At 59.0% G+C, this 22,382-nt stretch carries 19 protein-coding genes; 11 read left to right on the top strand and 8 right to left on the bottom strand.

All coding sequences use genetic code 11. The annotated features are described in order from the left end of the window. Positions 1-46 precede the first annotated feature (46 nt). The 3 genes from TM1040_RS02220 to TM1040_RS02230 are packed head-to-tail and all read right to left on the bottom strand — an operon-like array spanning position 47 to position 2,609. Positions 47-565, bottom strand: coding sequence for a flavin reductase family protein (locus TM1040_RS02220; RefSeq protein ID WP_011536975.1), 519 nt, complete (start codon positions 563-565; stop codon positions 47-49). Next, entirely contained in the window at positions 565-1,455 is an 891-nt protein-coding gene (locus tag TM1040_RS02225; RefSeq protein ID WP_011536976.1) for an aldo/keto reductase, read from the bottom strand. Before TM1040_RS02225 ends, TM1040_RS02220 begins: the two co-directional genes overlap by 1 nt. Beyond that, complete coding sequence (locus tag TM1040_RS02230; protein WP_011536977.1) at positions 1,455-2,609, bottom strand: LLM class flavin-dependent oxidoreductase; 1,155 nt, start codon at positions 2,607-2,609, stop codon at positions 1,455-1,457. Before TM1040_RS02230 ends, TM1040_RS02225 begins: the two co-directional genes overlap by 1 nt. Positions 2,610-2,711: 102 nt before the next feature. Between TM1040_RS02230 and TM1040_RS02235 the strand changes: the two genes are divergently transcribed. Both TM1040_RS02235 and TM1040_RS02240 read left to right on the top strand, forming a co-directional pair. Continuing rightward, positions 2,712-3,422 (top strand): GntR family transcriptional regulator, encoded by a 711-nt coding sequence (locus TM1040_RS02235; protein ID WP_044026554.1) that lies wholly within the window; start codon positions 2,712-2,714, stop codon positions 3,420-3,422. Positions 3,423-3,430: 8 nt separating this feature from the next. After that, entirely contained in the window at positions 3,431-4,537 is a 1,107-nt protein-coding gene (locus TM1040_RS02240) for a Gfo/Idh/MocA family protein (RefSeq protein WP_011536979.1), read from the top strand. 101 nt (positions 4,538-4,638) lie between these two features. On the opposite strand, the gene TM1040_RS02245 is transcribed toward TM1040_RS02240, so the two are convergent. Both TM1040_RS02245 and TM1040_RS19660 read right to left on the bottom strand, forming a co-directional pair. Beyond that, a complete protein-coding gene (locus TM1040_RS02245; RefSeq protein WP_011536980.1) occupies positions 4,639-5,343 on the bottom strand; it encodes a VIT1/CCC1 transporter family protein in 705 nt (234 codons plus the stop codon). A 190-nt stretch (positions 5,344-5,533) separates the two neighbouring features. Further along, the gene (locus TM1040_RS19660; RefSeq protein WP_166485496.1) at positions 5,534-6,088 is read right to left on the bottom strand and encodes a LytTR family DNA-binding domain-containing protein; all 555 of its coding nucleotides are present in this window, start codon (positions 6,086-6,088) and stop codon (positions 5,534-5,536) included. 536 nt (positions 6,089-6,624) lie between these two features. On the opposite strand from TM1040_RS19660, the gene TM1040_RS02255 reads away from it, so the two are divergent. Continuing rightward, positions 6,625-7,401 (top strand): MipA/OmpV family protein, encoded by a 777-nt coding sequence (locus tag TM1040_RS02255; RefSeq protein ID WP_011536982.1) that lies wholly within the window; start codon positions 6,625-6,627, stop codon positions 7,399-7,401. Positions 7,402-7,411: 10 nt separating this feature from the next. Next, the gene (locus TM1040_RS02260) at positions 7,412-8,623 is read left to right on the top strand and encodes a fumarylacetoacetate hydrolase family protein (RefSeq protein ID WP_011536983.1); all 1,212 of its coding nucleotides are present in this window, start codon (positions 7,412-7,414) and stop codon (positions 8,621-8,623) included. A gap of 86 nt (positions 8,624-8,709) precedes the next feature. On the opposite strand, the gene TM1040_RS02265 is transcribed toward TM1040_RS02260, so the two are convergent. Continuing rightward, a complete protein-coding gene (locus tag TM1040_RS02265) occupies positions 8,710-10,083 on the bottom strand; it encodes an ABC1 kinase family protein (protein WP_011536984.1) in 1,374 nt (457 codons plus the stop codon). Then, positions 10,080-11,312, bottom strand: a complete 1,233-nt coding sequence (locus TM1040_RS02270; protein WP_011536985.1) for an FAD-binding domain-containing protein — start codon at positions 11,310-11,312, stop codon at positions 10,080-10,082. The genes TM1040_RS02265 and TM1040_RS02270 overlap by 4 nt, the downstream gene beginning before the upstream one ends. Positions 11,313-11,560: 248 nt before the next feature. Here TM1040_RS02270 and TM1040_RS19665 point away from each other — a divergent pair, with 248 nt between their 5' ends. Genes TM1040_RS19665 through TM1040_RS02280 form a run of 3 tightly spaced genes read left to right on the top strand, consistent with a single transcriptional unit; the run spans position 11,561 to position 15,282 of the window. Beyond that, complete coding sequence (locus tag TM1040_RS19665) at positions 11,561-14,188, top strand: PAS-domain containing protein (protein WP_049763185.1); 2,628 nt, start codon at positions 11,561-11,563, stop codon at positions 14,186-14,188. Between the two features lie 15 nt (positions 14,189-14,203). Then, positions 14,204-14,569 carry a response regulator gene (locus tag TM1040_RS19670; protein ID WP_084789005.1) on the top strand — a complete coding sequence of 122 codons (366 nt, stop codon included), beginning with the start codon at positions 14,204-14,206 and terminating at the stop codon, positions 14,567-14,569. Beyond that, a complete protein-coding gene (locus TM1040_RS02280; protein WP_011536988.1) occupies positions 14,566-15,282 on the top strand; it encodes a response regulator in 717 nt (238 codons plus the stop codon). The genes TM1040_RS19670 and TM1040_RS02280 overlap by 4 nt, the downstream gene beginning before the upstream one ends. 103 nt (positions 15,283-15,385) lie before the next feature. Here TM1040_RS02280 and TM1040_RS19675 read toward each other — a convergent pair whose 3' ends face one another. Then, on the bottom strand, positions 15,386-16,861 hold the full coding sequence (locus TM1040_RS19675; RefSeq protein ID WP_011536989.1) for a calcium-binding protein: 1,476 nt from the start codon (positions 16,859-16,861) through the stop codon (positions 15,386-15,388). A 450-nt stretch (positions 16,862-17,311) separates the two neighbouring features. Here TM1040_RS19675 and TM1040_RS02290 point away from each other — a divergent pair, with 450 nt between their 5' ends. The 4 genes from TM1040_RS02290 to TM1040_RS02305 are packed head-to-tail and all read left to right on the top strand — an operon-like array spanning position 17,312 to position 22,382. Further along, complete coding sequence (locus tag TM1040_RS02290) at positions 17,312-18,562, top strand: sarcosine oxidase subunit beta family protein (RefSeq protein ID WP_011536990.1); 1,251 nt, start codon at positions 17,312-17,314, stop codon at positions 18,560-18,562. 28 nt (positions 18,563-18,590) lie between these two features. Continuing rightward, entirely contained in the window at positions 18,591-18,887 is a 297-nt protein-coding gene (locus TM1040_RS02295) for a sarcosine oxidase subunit delta (protein WP_011536991.1), read from the top strand. Then, positions 18,884-21,838, top strand: coding sequence for a sarcosine oxidase subunit alpha family protein (locus TM1040_RS02300; protein WP_011536992.1), 2,955 nt, complete (start codon positions 18,884-18,886; stop codon positions 21,836-21,838). Before TM1040_RS02295 ends, TM1040_RS02300 begins: the two co-directional genes overlap by 4 nt. Further along, positions 21,831-22,382, top strand: coding sequence for a sarcosine oxidase subunit gamma (locus TM1040_RS02305; protein WP_011536993.1), 552 nt, complete (start codon positions 21,831-21,833; stop codon positions 22,380-22,382). The genes TM1040_RS02300 and TM1040_RS02305 overlap by 8 nt, the downstream gene beginning before the upstream one ends.

A 22,382-nucleotide genomic window follows, 5' to 3' on the forward strand; every position in this document is an offset into this window, starting at 1 on the left:
CTCCCTTAGACCGCCCTGGCCCATGGGGCCAGAACGATACCGTGCCTCAACGTGCTGCGAACTGCCCCATCTGCCCTTTGAAGAACGTCAGTGCCTCGCCATCCTCCCGCATAGTGGCGCGGCGCACCTCGCCGAGCACAATCGCATGATCTCCTCCATCGTAGATCGCCGTGCGACGGCACTCAAAGCGGGCCAGGCATCCCTCCAGCACCGGCACCCCCTCGTCATTTACGGCAAGGTCCATTTCCTTCAGGCCAAATGCATCTTTTGCCACATGCCAACACAGGTCGCCTTGTTCTGCGGCGAGGACGTGAATGGCGTAGTGTTCGGCTCTCTCGAAATAGGGGAACCGGCGCGAGTTGCGATCGGGCGACCAGAGCACCAATGGGGGCGTCAGCGACACCGAGGAAAAACTGTTTGCCGTTATGGCGACCGGTCCTTCTTCGGTGGCAGCAGTCACGATTGTCACGCCAGTTGCGAACCGGCCAAAGGCATCCCGCAACAGGCGGGTATTGGACGGGTCCGGCTCGAAGCTTTGCGTCAGAGTAGGTCCATCAATCGACATCATGGCACCTCTTTGCCCAATGCGGCCTCATAGAGTTTGAACCAGGTTTCACGATCCAGCTCGACTTTGGTTGCGTCTGAGATCGTTTTGATACGGTCGAGGTTATTGGTCCCCAAAACTGGCAGGATCTGTGCCGGGTGGCGCAGCAGAAAGGCAACCGCGACAGCAGCGCGATCCACACCCTGCGCTGCGGCAATTGCATCCATCCGTTTGGTAAGCTCACTTGTAGCGGTCATCAGCCCGCCACCGCCCAGCGGCGACCAGGCCATAACGGGGTGATTGTGCTGCTGATGGAAAGCCAGATCGCCGTTGGTGAAGGGGGAGACCTCTCCCAAAGAGATTTCGATCTGGTTGGTCGAAAGTGGTGTCTTCATCGCCGACTGCAACAGCGACCAATCCCATGGACGGAAGTTGGACACGCCGACGGCGCGCACCTTGCCGGAGGTCACCAGTTCATCGAGCGCCGCGCCGGTCTCATTGTGATCCATCAGCGGGTCGGGACGGTGGATCAGCAAAAGGTCGATCTGCTCGATGCCCATCTCGGACAGTGAGGTTTCAACCGAGTGCATGATGTGCGCGCGCGATGTGTCGTAGTATTTCACCGATTTGTCGGCGTATCGACCAATCGGGGCGACGATGTCGCACTTGGTCACGATCTCCATCTGGTCGCGCAGAGAAGGGTTCGCCTTCAAGGCTCCACCCAAGATAGCCTCCGCGCCATAATCCCCATAGATGTCGGCCTGATCAAAGGTGGTGATGCCTTGCTCGAGACAGGCTGCGATCTTTGCTTCGACGTGGGCGGGGGAGGTGTCTTTTACATCTCCGATGCGCCACATCCCATAAACAAGGCGGCTGAACGACAGATCAGATGTCAGGTTTACGCGATCCATTAGCGGCGTTCTCCTACGGCAAGAGGTGTCGCCGGGGCTGTGGACGGAACTCGGCCATGCGCCTCGGGCAACGAACAGGTTTTCAAATGCGGCATGATCCGCGCACCAAAATGCTTGGCTTCTTCGAGGTGCGGGTAGCCCGAGAAGATAAACGCGCGAATGCCCATCTTCTGGTAGTCTTCGAGCTTGCTCATGACCTGATCGGTGGAGCCGACCAGCGCGGCACCACAGCCGGAGCGGGCGCGCCCGACGCCAGTCCAGAGGTTCGGTTCGATAAAGCCATGGCTATCTGCAATTTCTCGGTTCTTCGCCTGATGGCTCACGCCGAGTGATTTGGCGTCCAGGGCACGCTCGCGGATGGCGCTGCCCCGCTCGTCTTCCAGCTTGGAGACGATATAATCCGCATATTCACGGGCTTCAGCCTCGGTGTCGCGCACGATGGTATGAACACGCAGCCCATAATCCAATGTGCGATTGTATTTTTCCGCCACAGCGTTGACAGCCTGCATACGCCCTTGGAGCTCTTCCATCTTCTCCGGCCACATGAGGTAAACATCGCAATGCTGACCGCAGAGTTCCAATGCCGCTGGGGAGTACCCGCCAAAGTACAGGAGAGGGCCACCGGTCTGATACGGCCGGGCCGGGTCCGTGGTGAGACCGCTGAAACTGTAGACCTCACCCTGATAGTTGATCTCATCGCGGGTCCAGGCCTGCTTCAGGATTTCGACGACCTCGCGTGAGCGCTGGTAGCGATAATCGCTATCCGCTTTTTCGCCCGGGAAGTCGGAAGAGATGATATTGACCGTCAAGCGCCCCTCGAGCATGTGATCGAGCGTTGCAATCGTGCGCGCCAACATGATCGGCTGCATTTCTCCACAGCGGACAGCGGCCAGAAGATTGATCTTGTCGGTGATCGGCGCACAGCCCGCAACAAAGCTAAGCGTGTCCTGCCCGACCTGATAGGAAGAAGGGCAAAGGATGTTCCGAAACCCCTGTTGTTCCGCCTCTTTCACAATGTTTGAACAATGTGCCCAGGACGAACGCAGGTTGCCGTCAGGCACGCCCAGAAACTGGTAATCGTCTGAGCAAAGCGCGGCGAACCAGGACACTTCCACGGCGTCTAGATCGGCGGATGTCACGGGGACAACGGTCATCGATTTCTCCCAAGTCTTCGATCTCAATTTTGACTTGCATAGCCTGCGCGTTAATGTACATCAATGGTGTATCAATTTTTTCTGCAAGGCAAGCTCCTTCCCATGACAGATGCGCCTATTTCCGCCACGTCGATCCCGCTCTACCTCCAAATCAGCGAGTCCCTGATCCGGGAAATTGCAGCGGGACGGCTTGTGGACGGAGAGCGCCTGCCGCCAGAGCGGCAGCTGGCCGCCCAGTATGGCACAACGGTGCGGACGCTACGCAAAGCCTTGTTAGAACTTGAAAAACAGAGCCTTCTCGAGCGCGTCCAAGGGTCCGGAAATTACGTCAGATCAAGCCAGAGCGCACAGAGCATCTACTCGATGTTTCGCCTTGAGCTACACCAAGGCGGCGGCCTACCGCACGCGGATATTCTCAGCGTGGACTATGTCAAAAAGCCGGATGATCTGCCAGCATTTGGCACCTCTGCCCACGGCAATCGAATCCGCCGGCTTCGGTATCTGGATGGCGTCAAAATCGCGATCGAGGAAATCTGGCTGGACGGAGACTCGGGTCGCGTCGACCCCGCGCAGATGTCTGATTCTCTCTATCGCTACTACCGGCTGAACCTCGGGTTCTGGATCACCCGCGCCGAAGATCGCGTTTCAATCGCGCGGGTTCCAGAGTGGACACCAGAGAGTTTCACCAAGCCTGCGGGCGAAATAACCGGATATATCGAACGCTTTTCCTGGGCACAGACGCCCGATGCGGTCGAGTTTTCCCGAACATGGTTTGACACGGACAAGGCACTTTATGTGCAGCGTCTGACGTAGGAGGAAAGATGTCAAAACCCACGCAATATGGTATCATCGGCTGCGGCATGATGGGTCAGGAACACCTTCGCAATATCGCTCTGCTTCCCGACGCCAGGGTCGCCGCAATCTTTGAGCCAAACGCTCTGATGCAGGCAGAGGCGGCAAAATTCGCTCCCGACGCGCAATTCGTCGACAGTGTCGAAGCGCTTTTGGCCATTGCAGAGCTGGACTGCATTATGATTGCCAGTCCCAACTTCAGGCACGTTGAACAGCTCGAAACATTGGCCTCACAGAACCCGCTGCCGGTTCTCGTTGAAAAGCCATTGTTCACAACCCTCGACGATCTCAACCGGATTGAGGAGTTCGCTGCGCATTACCCCGCTCCGGTCTGGGTTGCGATGGAATATCGCTACATGCCGCCGATCACAGCATTCCTGAACGAGGCCGATACCGCGACGGGCGGCATCAAGATGTTGACGGTGCGTGAACATCGGTTCCCTTTCCTTAGCAAGGTCGACGATTGGAACCGCTTCAACGCCCAATCGGGTGGCACCTTCGTGGAAAAATGCTGCCACTTCTTCGATCTGATGCGTCTGGCGCTCAAATCCGAGCCCGTGCGCATCATGGCCTCGGGCGGACAGGACGTGAATCATCTCGACGAGCGTTACGATGGGTCCGTCCCGGATATTCTCGACAATGGCTATGTGATCGTCGAATTCGAGTCAGGCGCGCGCGCCATGCTGGAGTTGTGTATGTTCGCAGAAGGATCGAAATACCAGGAAGACGTCTCTGCCGTCGGCCCCAACGGAAAAGTCGAGGCTTTTGTGCCCGGTCCCGGCCGCTTCTGGCCGTCCCATCTGGGTGACGCCCCTGTGCCCAAGCTTGTGCTTTCGCCGCGCAATCCCAAAGGGCCAGAAGAGCGCGATATTCCCGTCGATCCCACGATCCTTGATGCAGGGGATCACAATGGATCGACCTTCTACCAGCACCAGAAATTTCTCGAACTGGTGCGCGGGGAGCGTAGCACCCCCGAAGTCAGCCTGAATGACGGCAAAATGGCCGTCTTGATGGGGTTGGCCGCACAGATGTCGATTGCCGAGAACCGCACCGTGGAGATATCCGAATTGCTGTAGCCGCGCATGCAAGGGGCGCGTGAATCTACGCGCCCTGCCCCGCGCGCTTACGCAACGGACGCCTCCGCCTGTTGCACCCCGCTGCTAGCGCCAATCCGAGCCTATACGCTCACACCAAACAACCAGCCGATCACGGCTGTGACGACCATCGCGAAGACCCCCCATCCCACAACGCGGATGACCGCAGGCGCGATGGGTGCCGCACCAGCTATTGCGCCGAGCGCTCCGAGAATGGCCAACGCAAAAATGGTCACGATCAGCACCACGGGAATGATGGCCGACGCAGGTGACAAGATCGCAGCCAACACCGGAATGGCTGCTGCAACGCTAAAGGTCGCCCCCGACGCCAAAGCAGCCTGCAGAGGATTTGCGGTGTGGACTTCAGACAAGCCCAACTCATCCCGAATATGAGCCCCCAAGGCATCCTTTTCGGTCAACTCCTTTGCAACCGCCTCGGCGGTCGGTCTGCTCAGCCCGCGCCCCTCATAGATCTCGATGAGCTCTTCCAGCTCAGCCTCGGGCGTCTCGCTCAGCGCGCGGCGCTCGCGTTCGATGTCAGCCTGTTCCACATCCGATTGCGACGACACCGAAACGTATTCACCAGCCGCCATCGACATCGCGCCCGCCACCAGACCGGCGATACCTGCGATCAAGACCGGGCGAGGGCCGGGATCTGCCGCCGCAACGCCGACAACCAGCGAAGAGACTGAGACGATCCCATCGTTGGCCCCAAGAACCGCCGCGCGGAGCCAACCGCTCCTGTTTACATAATGCGGGTCGTCTGGATGCGCGCTGGCGTCGTTCATGTGGATCCTCCGAGGTAAATGTGGCGGGCCGAAGCTGCTGCTCGTCAGATATATAGTCCGCAGCCGCCTTCAGATCTTTGATCTAGAATAAAGACCCATTGGCCCGTCGCCTATCCTTGCAGACCCGCTCTTCGACACCGCATTGGGTCCCCTTTGCTTAGATGGAGACGCAACAACTGCCCCCAGCGTTTCAGATCGTGTCGCGGCGCGCTGTTTTTGTGAAGTGTTGGAGGCTGAGCTTAAGGTCCGCGTGTTTGCGGCGGCTGACAGGAATCTCCGTTCCGTCCAGCATGGAGCAGAGATAGCTGCTCCCGTTGGTGCGCACATGCGACACATGCGCGAGGTGGACCCAATGTGAACGGTGCACCTGCACCCCGTCAAACGCGGACAATTGCTCGACACAATCCGAAAATCGCCGACTGAGCATGGCGCTGCCCTCAGTCGTTCGCAGATGGACGTAGTGATCATTCGCGCTTGCGCTGACCAGATCCTCGCCCAGCGCGGCGGGAAGTTCTGGAAACAGAGTCCGGAGCGAGGGCTTCTTTGCAAAACGCGACAGGATCTCCGATTGGCGCGCAAAGGCCATCTCCACCGCCTTGAAAACCGCAAGAAGCGCGACAGAGGTCAAACTTATAGCGGGCAAGGCAACATGTTGCAGCTCTTCCCAATAGCCATCCGCTCGAAACTGCGGCTCCCCGATTGCGGCGGCAATGAGTGTCTCGATCCCCACTGAAAGAAATGCCACCCCAAAAGGTAGAGCTGCAACCGCCAACGCGACCCGCCAGCGATCCGATAACCCCGCACGCTGAGCGGTTAGGTAGACTGCAATCAGGACCCCCAGCCCTCCGGCAAGATGTGCGGCCCAGTGAAATAGGGCCCATAAAAACGGCAGATCCCGACTCGCACGAGGCTCAAAAAGCGCCAACAGAACTGCACAGACCAGAGTACCAGCCAGGCAGATCACTAGCGTTTTTCTTGGTGTGGCATCTCTGAATACATAGGAGAAAACCTGTCGGGTGGTGAGTTCTGTCTTCATCGAATGCGCCTGTCCAAATCCGCGATCAAATCGCCGCCACTCTAGACCGGTGCTCGGTCCATGGACACCGGTTTTACGCCAGTGGTCGATATCGACCGTTCGCGTACTGACCTGAACCGCCCGCGAAAAATCCTCGTTGTTTCAAGTGCTTTCGCTGTCCTGCCCCAACGTCTCGGACAAGTTTTTGCCCACCGCGCCGATGTGTTCGCCGCGGTGGGAATTTTGGCTTTGAAAGGTCTCAAAAAATGCAAAGCAAATCGAACCTGGCAGCACTCGGAGCAGCCCTCTGTGTTCTCCTGTCTACCCCGGCCCATGCCGAGAATAAGCTAGTCAGTGGCGCTGTTGGCCTGGGGTTTGGCACTGGACCGACGTTTCCCGGAGCGGACGAGAATGACAGCGGCCTCTTCCCCGTCGTTGATCTCAAGATCGGCCAGTATGTCGTGGTGAACCAGCGCGGGCTGGGGCTCGAGCACAGCCGCTCACTGGGGCACGGTGAACTCAGCTATGGCCTTGGGGTGGGATATGACTTCACCTCTCGCAGCGTTGAAGATGATCTGCGACTCGCAGGGCTGTCGGACGTGGACGCGGGGGCAATGGCGACACTGTTCCTCGAGTATCAGACTGGGCCATTCAGCTACGGGCTCGAAGTGATGCGCGGATTGAATAGCGATGGTCACGAAGGAACCCGCGCCAAACTCTCTGGCGGATATGACATTCAGCTTAGCGAACGCGCGGGGCTCTCGGTGTCGCCCTACCTGATCTGGGCCGATGACAACTGGATGGATTCCTTCTTCTCGGTTTCCAACGCGCAGTCGGTCGCTTCGGGGCTGGCGGCCTATGACGCCAACGCGGGGATGTCTCAGGCCGGTTTGAATCTCACTGCAAGCTACGCACTGCGCGAGCAGGTGATCGTTTTTGCAAGCGTGGATTACGCCACCCTCTTGGGAGACGCCGCAGACAGTAGTGTCAGCTTTGACGACAACGCAGCAAGCCTGTCTGCCGGCGTAATGTTCCGGTTTTGAGGGGGATCTGATGCGATATTCCGTTCTGCTTCTCTGTGCCGGCCTGTCATTGGCGGCCACGATCTGGCTCACGCTTGACGAGGATCCCAAACGCCGGAACCACTTCAACGCCGAAAGCACGCCCCTCAAGATGGGCGTGCTCACTCCGGAGGATGGCATCACGCTGGCGCTGACCCGGACCGCCTCAGGGGACACGCCTCATATACTCCTCATAACCGAGGCAAACAGAGAGGGCGTTGCTGCGATAGACTTGACGGCGGGGAACTGGACCGGCGCAACAGACTTCTTTGAGGTTCTCGACGAAATCGGCGCTGGGAACCTTGCCAAGATAGCGCTGCGTGCAAACAGAGGTGAGCTGTCAATCGAGAGATTTGAATATGACCGTCTGCTTCCGGCCGCTGGCTCTGCGACACGTCACGTCGCCAGCGGGACAAATTTCCCCGAGCACCAAGAAGAAGCCAATGCGCAAGGAGTATTCAATTTCCCCAAGTTTGGCGCAGCGACACCTCCCGTGACCTCGGTTGAAACCAGCCCCCAGACACTTTTGGACTATGAAGTTGAAATCTGCGCGCGGTTCGACCGCGACATCAAAACCGTTGAGGATTTTGACGCCGCACGCAAAGGCTTTTTCCTCTGTGGCGACTTTACCGATCGGGCAGTACTCTCGCGTCTGGTGGATCCCGATAACCTGGACTCAGGAACGGGCTTTAGCGACGCCAAGAGCGGACCAGGTCAGTTTCCATCCGGCGGACTTTTTGTCGTACCAAACACCTGGCAGGACTTTGTCGCAGAAGAACGCCTGGTAACTTGGGTCAACGAGGAGCTAAGGCAGGATACCCGCGCAGGCGATATGATCTTGTCCTTTCGCGATTTGATCGAAAACGTGTTGGCGGATACGCAGCGGCAAAGGTTCCTCTATCGCAATCGCTACTGGCACCTGGTCAACGATGGCACGATCGGACGGGGCCAAGTACTGATGTCTGGCACTGCAGAGGGCGTTATCTTTATGCCGCCCACGCTGCGACAAATTCTGCGCGGTGCTCTGAAATATGTGACCGAAGGCGATGTGTTCAAAGGGACCTCTCCCTACACATCGGTGGTGGCATCATTTATCAAAGAAGAGCTCGCCTCCGGGCGCTATCTCCAGCCAGATGACCGGGTGACCCATTTGTCCTCCCATATGGGACTGATTTCTACGCAGATCGTCGAAGGCGAACGCTGACAAGGCTTGCGCATTTCGTCCGCAACAGACTCAAACTGAAGAGAGCACGCGCGAGACCTTCTATGGTCTTGCGCGCGCTCACAGGGCTAGAGGTAAGGATCAATAATATCCCGCAGGCAAAGCTTGGTACGAAGCCGATTGCCAAGCAGAAAAAGGCCGCCAAATTTGCGCTGCAGATAGAGAACATCCATGGGCAAAGAGGGCGGGTGGTAGCCGCTTTGAGCCAAGGCCATGCCCTCTTCGTTCAGCGCACGGATCAAGGTCTGGTCGGCAAAATCAAACTCTTGCGCTCTCAGCACCTCAAACACACCCGCAATCAATGCAAGTAGGCGCGCTTCGGACGAGCCAATGTCTGGCCCATCGGAAATGAGACCCAAGGCGCGCGCCGCGTCCCAGATCCCGTGATCGTCACCGACAAGGCCAGATCGGAGCATGTCAGCATAAGATTTTGTCACCAGCGGGTGGAGATCACGCGCGGCCCCAAAGTCGAGCAACACGATACGTCCACTCTGCGGCACGTAGCGATAATTGGCAAAGTTGGGATCGCTCTGCATGGCACCGAAGTGAAAGACTTCGCGCAGGCTGAGATCAACAAGTGCAGTCATTACACGGTTGCGCGTTGCCGCATCCGCGTCGGCCAAGGTTTCAATCGGCTGACCGGCGACATACGACATGGCAAGGATCTGCGCCGTGCTGAGATCCGCATGATACTGTGGCACGACAAACGTGTCGGAGTCCGTGAGCCACTCTGCGAAACGTTTGAGCTGCGCGCCCTCGCGCGCGTAATCCGTCTCCTCATGCAGCTGTCGGCGTGCCTCAGCAAGGTAGGGCGATATATCAAACCCCTTTGGAAGCAGGCCCGAAAGACGCAATAAGGCCCCGACGTTGCTCACATCGCTGTCGATGCTGCGTGCGACTCCGGGATATTGAACTTTGATCGCCAGATCTCGACCGTCCCGCGTCCGTGCGCGGTGGACCTGTCCAATGCTTGCCGCCGCAATCGGGCGGACGTCGAACCGTTTGAACTGGCGGCGCCACCCTGCCCCCCATTCGCGTTCCAACACTTGGCCAAGCTGGGAAGGTGGCATGATATGTGCCCGATCCCGCAACCGAGCCAGAATTTGTGCAAGCTCCGGAGGCAGGACCTCCCCAGCATCCATCGACAGAAGCTGGCCGATTTTCATCGCCGCCCCGCGCATGCGAGCCAGTTCATCCGCAACGCGCCGAACATTCGCAGGTGAGGCCAAAAGGCTGCGTGCGTCAGGTCTGGTGCCACGCGCGATGCCGGCAATGGCCTGAAGCGTAGCACCCCCTGCGATCCCGGCCGCCAATCCGCCCAGCCGCATAAGTCGGTTGACGCGGCCAGCAGGCACCTTGATGGCGTCTGTGGACACCGTGTCTCCGTTCGGGAGCAAGGCCCCGGCGTCTGCGACCATGTTCCCTTCATCGCGGCGGCTCATGTCAGCCCGGCCTTGGTCAGGATGTCAGGCAAGCGCTTTTTGACCTTGAAAAACCCGGCCGTTGCATGTGGCCACACCAGCCCGTCCCAATCCCGTTGCCATTCCGCTACCGCGACCCCCCGAGCCCGCAACAAAGGCAGCGCCCGCGCAATCCAGTCTCCCAGCGGGCCGACCGTTGCATAGGGCATGAAGATCTGCTGCGCCCCAATCGACTGCACCCAATCAGCCAGCGCCTCTGGCTCCGACGCCGCCCAGGGCTGTGCATCCAGACCTATGCGCGCAACGGTATCTGCCAGAGCATCCTCCTCGAATGTTGACACGGCGGCGGCCACCCTGCGTGGCGAGCGCAGGTGACTGCAATATAGGCGTGCCGCCCCCCGAATATCCAGTGACGCAAGATCCGCTGACGCAGGCATACAGTCTTCTTCGGTCAAAAGAACCGCAGTCGGCTTTGCTTCTTCAGGGGAGAGGACAGATCGCAAGGGGTTCACGTGCGGAAGCCCCTCTGGTTCTTCGTCCATCAGGCCAGTCACTTCTGTTGCGAGCTCACTCTCCTGGGGCGCAAATCGCCCACCACTGAACCGCGCGATATTCGAGGCTTGCGCCACGTAGGGCTTGCCCCGCGTATGAAGTCCTGCCACCCAGCGCCACGAACAAGTGTTCGACGCGGGGTCGCCGTCCAGCAAGTGTCGAAGGAAGAAATCTGCTCCCAACCGCCACGGCAGCTTGAGCGTGAAGATCCAAAGCGACGCAAACCACATCCGCGCGTGATTGTGCAGATACCCTGTGCGCACCAGCTCCTTGGCCCAGGTATCGAAATAGGCAAGACCGGTCTCACCCGTTTCTGCAGCATTCACGCGTATCGCCAACCCCGGATCCTCTTCAAGGGCGACGAAGTCCGCATCGCGCCCGGTGATATAGTTTGCCCAGACCTCCGGTCGCCGCTCCATCCATCCCTTGAAATAGCCGCGCCACAGGACTTCTTGGACGAATTTGTCTGCCTCCTGAGGTCCGTGTGCCGCCAAGGCTGCCGCAATCACTTCCGGCTCGGTCAGGAGGCGACGGCGAAGATAGGGCGATAACATCGACACAGCGCTTTGACGTTGAGGCCCATAGTCATGGTTGCGAAATGTCGCGTAGTTGAGCCCCATGCGCGGCGTGAATGCCTCCATTCGCAGCAGAGCTTCGGCGCGTGTCGCGGGGCCTATTTGCGGTTCTTGTGTTGCCATATCCGAGAAATGTTCTGCGCAGCGGCGCAGTCAATGGCGCGTCACATTTTGACATGCGGGCGCAGCGGTCGCGGCATCAGGTGGTCTTGATTTCGTGCGCTCCGCCAGCGGTGCCTGACACAATTGATACAGAACATGGGGATGATCTGAAAACCAAAGTCGTTAAGAGTAGGAGAAGTCCGACAAAAACGCCTTATGCCGAGGATACTGCCATGCACGCCCACAGGACGAGCAAGGAAACCCCAGACGTGAGTGTCACCCGGGAGAGACCGGGCCCCGTTTTATGCAACGCCCTCGACATCCTCGATGAAGGCTTTGTGCTCTTTGATCGCGACCGCAAGCTGGTGTTTGCCAACAAGAGCTACGCCGCGATGCTCGGCCCGCATGCACATCTTCTGGAACCAGGCCGCGCCATGCAGGAAATCATCAGCCAGGCAGTCGCAAGTGGCCATATCAGGATCCTGCGCGGCGCAGAGCAGGGCATGCCAGCATTCTTGGCCGCGCTCGGCACACTAGATAGCGCCACGATCGAGATTTCGGTCAAAGACGGCACCCAGCGCGAGATCAACCTGACCTGTCTGGAAGATGGCCACCTTGTCGCCAAGGTCAAAGACGTGACCGAGCAGCGCACGGCAGAGGCGCGCGCACGCACGCTTCTGAACAAGGCGATCGACGCGGTTGATTTTGGGATCGCACTCACCGACGAAAACGACAGGCTTGTCTTTGCCAACCAGAAGTATCGCGAAGTCGCAGATCCCGATGGCGCCCTCCTTGAACCTGGTAGGCACATCGTCGAGGCCTATTCACAGGCCATCGAGACCGGCGTTTTCCAACTGCCCGAAGGTAGCACTGCGGCTGAGATCCTGTCAGAGCTGCAAGACCTGATTGGAAGTGCGGCGAAGGGATTTTCACTCACCAGTTCTACCGGACGCGAGATCGTCGGCAACATCTACGAGACTGACCTCGGAGGTAAGCTGCTGACGTTGGAAGATGTGACCGATCAGTTGCGGGCCGAACGGCTATACACGGATGCGGTTGGGCGGCTGCCGGTTGGCGTCGCCATTGAGGAAGCATCGGGGACGCTGTCCCACTGCAACAACGCCTTTGCCGAACCTTTCGGACATTCCGCAGAAGACTTGATGAAACTCAGCGATACCGAGCGTTTCTTGTCCCTTGCGCCTATGATCCAATCCATCGCGGGACAGGATGTTGGCACGCGCGGAGTCGAAATCTTTAGCGCCGCGATTAAAAAGCAGAGAGACACCCTGCAGCCGATGGAGGTCTGTTTTAGAAACGGGCGCCATTTCCTCGTGGAGCGCGCGATAACCGAGGGCGACGGTCGCGTGGTCGTAGTCACGGAAACCACGGCATTGAAAGAAGCAGAACGACGGAGTCTCGAGACCCTGACCGATACGATCCAGTCCTTGGAGGAGGGGCTTGTCGTCTTTGACAGCGATGCGGGGTTCTTGCTCGGCAACCGGCGCTGGCGGGATCTGTTCTTCGGCGATACTTCCGAGCCCGCCCCCGGCGAGCGGGTCTCGATGCTCTGGCAGCGCCTGGTATGCGCCGGTGCGATCTGCACACCCGCAGGCACCACGCCCGAGGCCTACGCCCAGCAACTCGACCAGTTCACTCAATCACTGGGGCAGAACGAAACTCTGTTTCTGCGCGACGGGAAAACTCTTCTTGTTTCAGCACATAGGACCGAGCAGCAGGGCTTTTTGCTCACCTTCGTGGATGTCACCGAACAAAGACGCGCCGAAGCGGAGCAGCGCGAAGCGGACCTATTGCTGCGCAAGATCGTCGATGCATGCCCTGCCAACTTTCTTGTCTCGCGGGTCGACGATGGCAAGATCATCTATTGCCCTCCGCCGTCGCGCGAACGCTTTGGCAACATCACCTCGACCCTCAGCTTTTTCCTGAACGCAGAAGACCGCCAGACATATCTTGATGCTTTGTTGCCCACTGGCGCGCTTGATGATTACCGCGTCCAGTTTCGCCGCGCCGATGGCTCGATCATGCAGGGCATCACGGCTGCGCGGGTCACCGAATACAAGGGCGAGCAAGTGATCGTCTCCTCTACGCGGGACATCTCTGATCTGCTTGCGATGCAGGAAGAGCTGCAGCAACAGCGTGATGCCGCGCATCAAGCCGAAAAGCTATCAGCGCTGGGGGAGCTGCTCGCTGGGGTTGCCCATGAGCTGAACAATCCACTGTCCATTATTGTGGGATATGCACAAATGCTAGAGGGCCGCCTTCAGGACAAGGTGCTCTCCAAACGCGTGGACCGGATCGCCGAAGCGGCGGACCGCAGTGCGCGGATCGTGCGCGCGTTCCTTGCCATGGCGCGGCAACGCCCAACCAAGATCGAACCGTGCTCGCTCAACGACATCGTACTCGCCGCACTCGATGTTGCTGGATACGGAATGCGCAGCAGCGGGACCGAGATCCTTTCTGAACTTGATGACGACCTGCCCTTGGTTTCGGGGGACGCCGACCAGCTTGTGCAGGTGTTCTCCAACCTCATCATCAACGCTGAACAAGCGCTGGCGCCCCTTGGACAGGCCGGCCGCCTGACGATCCGGTCGTCCTTTGACCCGGCGCAGAACCAATCGGTCGTGGAAATTCGTGACAATGGCCCCGGCATACCCGCCGCGATCAGGGCGCGGATATTCGAGCCCTTCTTCACAACCAAGGATGTCGGAAAAGGCACCGGGATCGGCCTCGCCTTCAGCCACCGGATCGTCGATGCCCATGGCGGCCAGCTGGATCTTGAGACGACCGAGGGGGAAGGCACGCGCTTCTTTGTGCGCCTTGGTGTTCATGACACAGGCAGACCGCTGAAAAATGATCCCGAAGACGACACAACCCCATAAGCGCTCAGACGCGTACTGGTTGTCGATGACGAAGAAACCGTCGGAGAGCTGATCTGCGAAATGCTCGAAGACCTGCGATGTGTGCCTACGCTCGCGACCGACGCCCGTGCCGCACTCGGGGTGTTGGAGCAGGACGGGTTTGATATGATCGTGAGTGATTTCAAGATGCCCGGCATGAATGGTGCGGAGTTCTACGATGCCCTTCTCAACCGACATCCACAGTATGCGGACAGGGTCGGATTCGTGACCGGCGATGCACTCAGCGAGGACATCTTTCGTTTTCTATCCAAAGTCGGACGACCCCACATCGAAAAGCCAATCCTGCGCGATGACCTCTCCGCGCTCCTTGAGCGCCTGACGTGCAAAGGAGTGAACGGATGACGCACGCAGCCGAAGCAAAGAGAATTCTGGTCTGTGACGATGAACATCACCTGCGAGAGATGTTGTCGGAGTACCTCTGCGAAAGAGGTTACGAGGTGATGGAAGCGGAAAACGCCGATGCCATGCTTGCTGTCTTCAACGACGACACCCCCGATGTGGTGGTTCTGGACATCAATATGCCCGGAACGGATGGGCTGACGGCGCTGCGTACGTTGAGGGTCAACTCGACGATCCCGGTGATCATGCTCTCCGCCGCAGGAGAGGTGGTTGATCGGATCGTCGGGTTGGAAATGGGCGCGGATGATTATCTGGCAAAGCCGGTTGACCTGCGCGAGCTTGAGGCGCGCATCAAGGCGGCGTTGCGGCGCCAGGGTTTTGCCGGGGAGGAAAGCGCGCAAAGGGATCGAATGACGGGCACCGTTCCCTTTGGCATGTGTCGTCTAGACCTCGACGGCGCCAAGCTTTTTGGAGAGAGCGGCGAAGAGATCGCTATAACATCCATGGAGTTCAGCCTACTTCGCGTTTTTGCTCAGAACCGGGGACGTGTGCTGAATAGGGATCAATTGCTTGAACAGGCGCATGACCGCGGGTGGGAACATTTTGACCGCTCGATCGATCTGCGGATCTCACGCCTGAGGCGCAAGATCGAGCAAAACCCCACGAAGCCCGAAACCATCCGAACCGTCCGCGGGATCGGCTATATCTTTGACTGACACGGTCAGCTCGAAAAGCGGCGGCGCGCAGAAGGACCCTGCACGCCGTTTTTTTTGATGCCAGGGGCGGCCCAAAGAACCGCCCCATCTTTCGAGTGATCGTTTAGGCGATCACAAAGACGTCGCTCTCGGTGAGATCAATGTAACCCAGCAAGGTCAGTGAAAGATCTGCCTCATGTCCGATGTCGTCTCGCAGGTAAACATGCGTGACCGCACCGAACTCGTCGCTCACCGTCTGCTCGAAGTAGGCTTCGGCTCCAACTCCACCCGAGAAACCATCGCCTCCACGCCAGGTCGTCGCGCCAAACCCTTGAAAGACCATGAGATCCCCGCCACCAGCCGAAAAGTCCTGAATTACATCGCGAGGACCACCGTTGGCACCACTGTCCCCGAAGTCGAAGTAGAACAGATCATACCCCTCGCCGCCGAACAGATAGTCGCCGATGTCACCGGCAGAGTTGGTCCCACCATAAATATGGTCATTGCCACCACCGCCCTGAATGTAGTCGTTGCCACCGTCACCGTAGATGAAATCGCTGCCTTCGCCACCGCGCATGATGTCGTTGCCGGCGCCACCCTCCATAGTGTCATTGCCGGTCCCGCCATTCAGCTCGTCATTGCCAAGGTCGCCAGTCATCATGTCGTTGCCGCTGCCGCCGTTGATGAGGTCGTTCCCCTGATCGCCAACCAGCACATCGGCTCCACCACCGCCTTCCATATGATCGTTGCCAAGCCCACCTTGCAGCAGGTCATTGCCTATGCCGCCAAAAACTTGGTCATCCCCATCGCCGCCCAACATGGTGTCGCGGCCCTCATCGCCCCACATAAGGTCATTGTCGTCACCGCCCTCGATGAAATCGTCACCGTCTCCGGCACGCACGACGTCGCGACCTTCTTCTCCGAGGATCCGGTCATTGCCGTCGCCGCCGTTGATCATGTCATTGCCACGGCCACCTTGAAGCCTGTCATTTCCACTGCCACCGTCGATGGTGTCACTACCGACATCGCCGATGATGAAGTCATTGCCAATCCCGCCATAGAGCGCATCATTGCCGCGGCCACCATGAAGCAGGTCATTCCCCGCACCTCCATAGGCGACATCGTTGCCATCGTAGAGGTAGATGTCATCGTCACCCCAAAGGCCCCAGGCCTTGTCGACCCCATGCGTGCCTTCGAATGCGTTCTCGCCATTCCAATCGATCCAGATGTTGCCGGGCGTTATGTTCAAACCATTGGCCAGGCCGGGCGTTAGAAAGCCGGGCTCAGCCAGGTTGGTATCAAAGCGCGTAAAAATATTGGCGCTGACCGACATCGACGGAGGCCCATCATTGCCGCCACGATCTGGGTCCCGATCGTCCCCGCGATCCGGCGTGTCAGACCCGCCTGTGTCGCGCCCATCATTTGTCTCGGTATCGGGCTGGGTGTCACCACGCGAAATAGGATCGGTCTCTTCAACCGGATCGCGCTGCGTTTCGGCGTCCCCGCGCGAGGGGTCGCTGGAGTCGCTCGGCTCCACGAGGCCCTTCTTGGCATTCCACCCCAATACATTCGAAAATGGTTTCAACAGTTTAATCGTCATCTGGTTCGTCCTTTCACCCAAATACGGACCCGGCGGAGACAGCGACTCTTCGACAAGATGTGCCACCGGACATGACCGGCATTCTGCTGTTTTTGTGTATCGGCAGACGTTCACCAGCGCAGAGATTTGTAAGTGTTGTGTCAGCAATCCCGCCAAGAGACGGCGTTCTGATACAATTGACATGTTCCAAATCGCGCGTGGAACAGAAGGACGTGATCGCTGATCTGCCATGGCCTGCTCAGGCGTGAATCGCCTGTACCAAGACGGAGCTTTCGAGAGCTCGGTGCGCGCTTGATCGGCCCTCGCCTGCCTCGTGGCGCCCGCTACGCTGAGCGGCCATAACGCTGCTGAGCGCGCCAGATGTCGAATCTGAAATCAATCTTGTCCAAAACCGAACGGGTATTTGAGACCAGATCTCCTGTTAATGCGAGCATGCACACAGGAGCCCGCATGCGTTACTCTGCTTTGAGACTGATCAAGGAAAGCCTGACCGGACACAGGGGCTGGGGGCCTCAATGGCGCGACCCTGACCCACAAGCGTCCTATGATTACGTCATCATCGGGGGCGGGGGACACGGATTGGCCACCGCTTACTATCTGGCCAAAGAGTTTCAGGGCCGCCGGATTGCGGTTCTGGAAAAGGGCTGGATTGGCGGTGGCAACGTCGGGCGCAACACGACGATCATTCGCTCCAACTACCTTCTGGACGGCAACGAGCCGTTCTACGAGTTCTCGCTGAAGCTTTGGGAAGGGTTGGAGCAGGACCTGAACTATAATGCCATGGTAAGCCAGCGTGGCATTCTCAACCTTGTGCACACCGATGCCCAGCGCGATGCCGCGCGGCGGCGCGGGAATGCGATGATCCTGAACGGATCGGATGCGGAACTCCTCGACACTGATGGCGTCCGCGCGCTCTATCCGTTCCTGAATTTCGAAAATGCCCGCTTCCCGATCAAGGGTGGCCTCCTGCACCGGCGCGGTGGGACCGTGCGGCATGACGCTGTTGCCTGGGGCTACGCCCGCGGCGCAGATCAGCTGGGCGTGGACATCATCCAGAACTGCGAAGTCACCGGCTTCAGGGTGGAAAACGGCCGCGTAACAGGCGTTGAAACATCACGCGGACTGATTCGCGCTGCAAAAGTCGGCGTATCCGTCGCGGGCAGCTCGAGCCGCGTGATGGCGATGGCCGGAATGCGCTTGCCAATCGAAAGCCACGTGCTGCAGGCCTTTGTGTCCGAGGGACTCAAACCCTTCATTCGGGGGGTCATCACTTATGGCGCGGGACATTTCTATTGCAGCCAATCCGACAAGGGCGGGCTGGTGTTTGGCGGCGATATAGACGGCTACAATTCATATGCACAACGCGGCAACCTTCCGGTGGTCGAAGATGTCGTCGAAAGCGGCATGTCACTGATCCCCGGTCTGGGGCGCGCACGGCTGCTGCGCAGTTGGGGCGGCATCATGGATATGTCCATGGACGGCTCCCCCTTCATCGACAAGACCCATATCGAAGGCCTCTATTTCAACGGTGGCTGGTGCTATGGCGGCTTCAAGGCAACACCCGCCGCAGGCTTTTGTTTTGCGCATCTCCTGAAGACCGACCGCCCACATGAAACCGCCAAAGCCTATCGGCTCGACCGGTTCATGACGGGGCACATGATCGACGAAAAGGGCCAAGGCGCCCAGCCCAACCTTCACTAATGCACCTGCCACGCAAGGAACTGACCCGATGATCATCAACCATCCGCTTCTGGGGCCACGAGACGCGCAGGAGTTTACCTATCTGGGCGACGCGGGTCTGATCAACCGTCCCTACTGGCTGTCGGAGAACGCCATGCGCGCATTTCATGACTATCTGCATCTGCGCGAGAACCCGGCAGGGCTGCATCGCGAACTCTGGTTCCACGAGCAGGGTGACCGCTCCTGGCTCGTGGTGACCCGGGACACAACCACACATGAAATCACGAAGGTCGAGCTGGCCCGCGACGTGGCCCGCGCAAGCCGTTCAGCAGAGGTCAGCCAATGACACAGGTGAACCGTATATCCGGTGGGCTGATCGACCGATCTACCGAGTTGAACTTCACCTTTGATGGTAAGAACTATCAGGGATACGCGGGCGACACGCTGGCCTCGGCACTGCTCGCCAATGGGGTGCGCCTCATGGGACGGTCGTTCAAATATCACCGCCCGCGAGGCGTACTGGCCGCCGGATCAGAAGAACCCAATGCGCTGGTCGAGTTGCGCTCCGGGGGGCGCCAGGAACCCAATACCCGCGCCACTGTGGCAGAAATCTATGAGGGCCTCAGCGCCAATTCACAGAACCGCTGGCCCTCGCTCAAGCATGACGTCATGGCGATCAATGATCGCTTCTCGGCATTCCTGAGTGCTGGTTTCTATTACAAGACTTTCATGTGGCCACGCGCATTCTGGGAGAAACTTTACGAGCCGGTAATCCGCAAGGCTGCCGGGTTGGGGAGCCTTTCAGGCGAAGGCGATCCAGATGCCTATGACAAGGGTTACCTGCATTGCGACCTGCTGGTGATCGGCGCAGGGCCAGCCGGCCTGTCCGCCGCCCTGACCGCAGGACGCGGCGGGGCGCAGGTGATCCTCGCCGATGAGGATTTTCAACTTGGCGGGCGCCTGCTGTCCGATGCCCAGTCTCTTTGTAATCAATCGAATGCGGAATGGGTGGCAGCAACTCAGGCCGAATTGATTGCACTCCCGAATGTCCGCGTCATGCCACGCACCACCGTGTTTGGCGCCTATGATCACGGTGTCTATGGCGCAGTGGAGCGGAATGCGGATCACTTGGTTGCCCCTGAAGAGAATAAGCCGCGTCAGACGCTCTGGCGGATTTACTCCAGACGCGCGGTGGTTGCCATCGGCGCAATCGAACGCCCCATCGCGTTTGAAAACAACGACCGTCCGGGCGTGATGCTGGCCGGGGCCACCCGCGCCTATGCGAACCGCTGGGCTGTGACGCCTGCGCGCTCTGTCGTGGTTTTCGCCAACAATGATGACGCGCATCAAACAGCTAAGGACCTGATCGCCAAGGGGATCGAGGTGCATGCCGTTGTGGATACCCGCTCCGATGCCCCAGGGATCGAGGGCACCGAGCTTTTGGCCGGCGCGCAGATCATCGGCACCAAAGGGCGACTGGGCCTGACATCGGTTACGGTGCGACTCTTGGATGGTCGGACGCGCGATATTACCTGTGGCGCCCTCGCCATGTCGGGTGGCTGGAATCCAAATCTGGGCCTCACCTGTCATCAGCGCGGGCGCCCGGTGTGGCGCGAAGACATTCACGCCTTTGTTCCGGGTTCAGATTTGCCCGCAGGCCAATCTGTTGTTGGCGCTGCAATGGGCGAGATGTCGACACACGCCGCACTCCGGACTGGCGCAGAGACCGCGCGCGAGGCGCTCTCTGATCTGGGCTTTACTGCGCCCGGCGTTGAGACACCCAAGGCAGAGGACGCGCCCATTTCTCTGACCCCCTTCTGGCATGTCGCAGATGCAAAACGCGCCTGGCTCGACTTTCAGAACGACGTGACCGTCAAGGATGTGAAGCTGGCGCATCAGGAGAACTTCACATCCGTCGAGCATTTGAAGCGCTACACCACGCTGGGCATGGCGACCGATCAGGGCAAAACTTCAAATGTCGGAGCCTTGGCTGTGATGGCAGAGCTGACCGGCAAGCCGATCCCGGAAACCGGCACAACCATCTTTCGGCCGCCCTATACGCCCGTCTCGATGGGGGCTCTTGCGGGTCGGGCCGTCGGCAAGGATTTCCACCCAACCCGTCTGACTCCCAGCCACAAATGGGCCGAGGAACAGGGCGCCGTATTTGTCGAGGTCGGCAACTGGCTGCGCGCGCAATGGTTCCCAAAAGCGGGTGAAACCCATTGGCGTCAGTCCGTGGATCGCGAGGTACTCGCCACCCGTAATTCCGTCGGCATCTGCGACGTGACAACGCTGGGTAAGATTGACGTACAGGGTACGGATGCAGCGGAGTTCCTCAACAAGATCTACGCAAATGGATTTGCCAAGCTGCCGGTGGGCAAGGTCCGCTATGGCCTGATGTTGCGCGAGGATGGAGTGGCCTATGATGATGGCACCGCCGCCCGACTGGCCGAGGATCACTTCGTTGTCACGACGACGACCGCCAATGCCGTTCTTGTCTATCGAAACATGGAATTCGCGCGCCAATGCCTGTGGCCTGATCTCGACGTGCAGCTGATCTCCACCACCGAGGCATGGGCACAATATGCGGTGGCTGGTCCAAACTCTCGCAAGCTGCTGCAAAAAATTGTCGACCCGGAGTTCGACATCTCCAACGCCGCCTTTCCGTTTATGGGCTGTCGCGAGATCACGGTCTGCGGTGGTCTGCGGGCGCGGCTGTTTCGGATCTCGTTCTCGGGAGAGCTTGCCTATGAAATCGCGGTTCCAACCCGCTACGGAGATGCGCTGATGCGCGAAATGATGACTGCAGGCGCAGAGTTTGATGTCACGCCCTACGGCACAGAAGCGCTCGGCGTGATGCGGATCGAGAAAGGCCATGCAGCTGGCAATGAACTGAACGGCACCACCACCGCGTTGAATCTCGGTCTGGACCGTATGGTGTCCACCAAGAAGGACTTCATCGGCAATGTGTTGTCCCGTCGCGAAGGCATGAACGCCAAGGACGCACTGAACCTTGTGGGGGTGCGCCCGGTCGACCCATCTCATTCCCTGCCCGCAGGCGGCCATCTCATGCGCAGGTCCGGTCCAGTCGATGCAACGCAGGATCAGGGCTATGTCACATCTGCCGCCTATTCTCCTACTCTCAAGAGTGCGATTGGGCTGGGCTTTGTGAAATCGGGGTTTGAGCGAATGGGGGAACAGCTCCGGCTCGTGAACCCGCTCGAAGGTCAAGAAATCCTTGTTGAAATCGTCAGCCCCCATTTTGTCGACCCAGAAGGAGAAAAGCTCCGTGCATAGATTGAAGCCTCTCACACCCATGGGTGCGGTGACACCGCGTGTGGATACGATCGGAACGCTGACAATCACTGAAATCGTGCACCAGGCACTGGCCTCCATTGCTGCGCGCGAGGGACAGATGGAGGCGCTGCAACAGAAGCTCCCACTTCCCTTGCCCGATGTGGGCAAGACCAGAACCCAAGGCGCATTCAGCGCTTTCTGGACCGGTCCTGCGCAGTGGATGATCGTAGCCAACCACGACCAGCACGAGGCACTTGCATACGAGATCAAGCAGATGGTCGGGCAGACGGCTTCGGTCGTGGAACAGACCGATGGGTGGTGCCGCTTTGATGTCTCGGGTGCAGCGCTTTACGATCTCTTTGAACGTCTCTCAAGCGCGCCAGTGCGGCGTATGACCAAGGGCGATGTGATCCGCGGCACGGTCGAACGTCTGGGGGCATTCCTTTGGCGACTCGATCAGGATCATATGGCCGTGATCGCCCCGCGTTCCTCTGCGGCGTCACTACATCACGCTCTGATTGCCGCAGCCCGATCGATCGCCTGA

The organism is Ruegeria sp. TM1040 (assembly GCF_000014065.1).
Classification (GTDB): domain Bacteria; phylum Pseudomonadota; class Alphaproteobacteria; order Rhodobacterales; family Rhodobacteraceae; genus Epibacterium.